Genomic DNA, 3,187 nt, shown 5'->3' on the forward strand with positions numbered 1-3,187 from the left:
ACCCGCTGCTCTTCCGCGTCCCCTTCCCGGAGGGCGTCCGGGGAGGGGGTTGGAGCCCGGGGTGTGCAGCACCGTGGGAGGCTGCACACCCCGGGAGTCGGTAGGTGCTACGCGGCCGGAGTGGGGCGGCGCAGGCTCGGGTGCCGCAGGCGTACGGGTATCGCGTCGCCGAGGGACGGCCGGGGCCGGGCCCGGCCGATCAGACCGTGGGCCCGCAGAGCGGCGGTCGTCACCGCGGCGGTGGGCAAGGGCACCCCGGTGGTCAGCAGCCGGCTGACGGCGGCCTGGTTCAGCACCAGCGTGAACCGCACGGTCTTGCCGCCGCCGGGTTCGGAGTGCCAGCCGAAGCGGTCGGCCAGGGTACGGACGAGGGCGAGGCCGCGGCCGCTCTCGTCGTCCTCGGTGGCCGCCCGGAGGCGGGGCGGGGTGCTGCTCCGGTCGGTCACGGCGACCTTCAACGCACCGGGAACGGCCGTCCAGACAACGCGCAACTCACCACCGTCGGAGCTGCCGTGGTTGACGGCATTGCTGACCAGCTCGGAGGTAAGCAGCTTGACGTCGTCCAGTTGGTCCTCGTCGAGGACCAGGCCGAGTTCGTTGACCGCCTGAGCAGTGGCCTGCCGGGCTGTACGGGCGCTGCTGAGCACAGCAGGCAGAACGCGGACTCGGCTGGCGGGGTTGGCCAACCGGGGAGGGTTGGGCTGGTGCATGACTTCCTCCGGTGGCGACGTTACCGATTGGAGGTGCTGGGGCCCTGCTACGGAACGAAACACGTGACGATGCCGGAAGCCGTTCCGTAGCAGGGCCCCCATCTCAGCAGCGGGCCCCAACGGGGAGAAGGCCACTCGACCGGCCACTGAGTGGCCGGTTGCGCCCAATTCGGTCAGAGTGGCGGCCAGTCGGCCGATTCACGTTCTATGTTTGGAAGGTGACAATGCGTAAGAACGCGCCATGAGTACCCCCGTACGGCGAGGGCGCAATGACCGCCTGTACGAAGCGCGCAGGCAACGCCGGTGGACGCAAGAGCGAGCAGTCCGCGAGGTATCTGAAACCGGGAAGCGGCTGATCGGCCGGGACTCCTTCGAGGTATCGGAGCGATCGTGGCGACGGTGGGAACAGGCCGATCCGCCGCTGCCCCGGCCGGATGCGCTGCGAGCGCTCTGCGAGACCTTCGGCATGGCGTACGACGAGCTTGGATTCGCTCTTCCGGTCGAATTCCGGCCAACGGCCTCTGGCGCGCGACCCAGTGAAGGAGCCATCATCCCGCCTGTGAACCGACGAGACCTTCTGTCTGCCGCCGGCACGGCCGCCGTCCTCAGTCGGCTGCCGTGGCTGGCCTCCTCTGCTGCCGCCAGTCCTGCTGGAACTGTCCGGGTCGGTGACGACCAGGTCGAGGAACTGCGAGAGACGCTCGGCAACCTCGATGCCCTTGACCAGCGCTTTGGTGGAAACCTGCTCTGGCGTTCAGCTCAGCACACGCTTCATGTGGTGCACGACCTGCTGGACCGGGCCCAGTACACCGACCAGATCGGTGCGGAATTGCACGGCATTGCCGGCTCCCTCACCACGTCGCTGGGCTGGTACTGCTACGACGCCGAGCTCCAGGAACGGGCGTCAGTGTTCTGGTCGCAGGCCCTCAACACGGCTTTGCTGTCCGGTGATGACGCCCTCACGGTACGGACGCTGGCGAACATGTCCCGTCAGGCCGTTGACCTTGGCGGGAAGGCACGGGACGCCGTTCGATATGCCCAGCTCGCTGCCCGCCACGCGGGACGGTGGGCGCCGGCCCGGGTGCACTCCCTGCTGGCTGTCCGCGAAGCTCAGGGGTATGCCCGCCTCGGAGACGTCGCCAGCGCCAACGAGGCAATCACGCGGGCTTGGCGGGCGTTCGAGAAAGGCTCCACGGATCGGGACCCGCAGTGGACGCTCTTCCTGAACGAGGCAGAACTGACGTGCCTTGAGGGGATGTGCCGCAGCGACCTTGGCCAACACGGACCGGCCGTTGGCCTGCTGGACCGTTCCGCTCAGATGCAGGACACCGCGCACGACCGCAACCGCGGTATGTGCCTGGTTCGGCTGTCGAGCGCCGCCCTGTCAGCCGGCGATCTGGATCACTCCGTTGAGGCGGCCGACCAATCCGTTCGGATGATCGGCAACGGCATGGCATCCGCCCGGAACAAACGGGTCCTGCTCGCTGTCGCCGGTGGTCTGCGGTCCTACGAGGACGAGCCGCGGGCCCGTGAGACGGTGGAACGCATCACCGCCTGTGCGGCCTGACCAACCAGCGAGGAGCCCCCGTGTCACTGACCGACCTTCACCTTGAACGGCACACCGCAGCCGGCACCGCCAAGCTGCTTCCGGATCTGATCGCGGTGTACGCCCAGGTCTATGACGTGCCGCCCTACCAGGGGGATCCGTTCTTCACGCCGGAGGCCTTTCAGGAACGGTTGCTCGGTGCCATGGAGATGCCAGGGTTCGAGTGTGTCACGGCCCGGGACGGCGGCGTGCTGATCGGGTACCTGCACGGTGTCACCCTGCCCGAGGACCGCACCTGGTGGCTGTCCGTCGGCGAGCAGCGGCCGGACGACGTCCTGAAGGCTTCGCAGGCCGGGGACGTCTTCTGGTTGCGCGAGTTGATGGTGCTGCCGATCCACACCAACAAGGGTGTTGGTCGGCGGCTTCACGACGAGGCTGTGATCGGTCGGGGGCAGCAGTGGACGACGTTGACGTGCATCCCTACCAACCAGCCGGCGCACGACGCGTACCTGCGTTGGGGGTACAAGATCATCGGGCAGATCAAGCACGCTCCGGACTCCCCGGTGTACAACGCCATGGTCCTGCCTGTCACCGCGTTGCTACGGTGACAGGCCCTGGAGCTACTCTCCCGGGATGACGATCGAAACGGCAAAGCTGGGCGCTGGCCACTGCTCGCTTTGCTCTGGCTCAACTCGATCAGGACGAGATCGGGCGGGCCTGCGAGACCGTCACCGGCGTCGACGTTCTGATGGGGCCGAGGCCGAGTGGATGCTGAGTTCCCGGGGAGGCGTTCCGGGCGCGGTCCGCGCGGTGAGCTCAGGCGTGATCGGTGGGGGGACCCGCTGCTCTTCCGCGTCCCCTTCCCGGAGGGCGTCCGGGGAGGGGGTTGGAGCCCGGGGTGTGCAGCACCGTGGGAGGCTGCACACCCCGG

3 protein-coding genes are annotated in these 3,187 nt (G+C 68.2%); 2 read left to right on the plus strand and 1 reads right to left on the minus strand.

The window, feature by feature from the left end:
• Positions 1–107: 107 nt before the first annotated feature.
• Entirely contained in the window at positions 108–710 is a 603-nt protein-coding gene (locus PUR61_RS21990) for an ATP-binding protein (RefSeq protein ID WP_329880985.1), read from the minus strand.
• A gap of 241 nt (positions 711–951) precedes the next feature.
• Here PUR61_RS21990 and PUR61_RS21995 point away from each other — a divergent pair, with 241 nt between their 5' ends.
• Both PUR61_RS21995 and PUR61_RS22000 read left to right on the plus strand, forming a co-directional pair.
• Positions 952–2,277, plus strand: a complete 1,326-nt coding sequence (locus PUR61_RS21995; RefSeq protein ID WP_329880986.1) for a helix-turn-helix domain-containing protein — start codon at positions 952–954, stop codon at positions 2,275–2,277.
• 20 nt (positions 2,278–2,297) lie between these two features.
• Positions 2,298–2,864 carry a GNAT family N-acetyltransferase gene (locus PUR61_RS22000; protein WP_329880988.1) on the plus strand — a complete coding sequence of 189 codons (567 nt, stop codon included), beginning with the start codon at positions 2,298–2,300 and terminating at the stop codon, positions 2,862–2,864.
• Positions 2,865–3,187 lie beyond the last annotated feature (323 nt).

Origin of the sequence: Streptomyces sp. BE20 (assembly GCF_036322525.1) — a bacterium.
Taxonomy (GTDB): Bacteria; Actinomycetota; Actinomycetes; order Streptomycetales; family Streptomycetaceae; genus Kitasatospora.

What these genes read in the sequence shown, in the direction of transcription:
- PUR61_RS21990 (WP_329880985.1), bottom strand. Translation starts at nt 710, where the DNA reads ATGCACCAGCCCAACCCTCCCCGGTTGGCCAACCCCGCCAGCCGAGTC.
- PUR61_RS21995 (WP_329880986.1), top strand. Translation starts at nt 952, where the DNA reads ATGAGTACCCCCGTACGGCGAGGGCGCAATGACCGCCTGTACGAAGCG.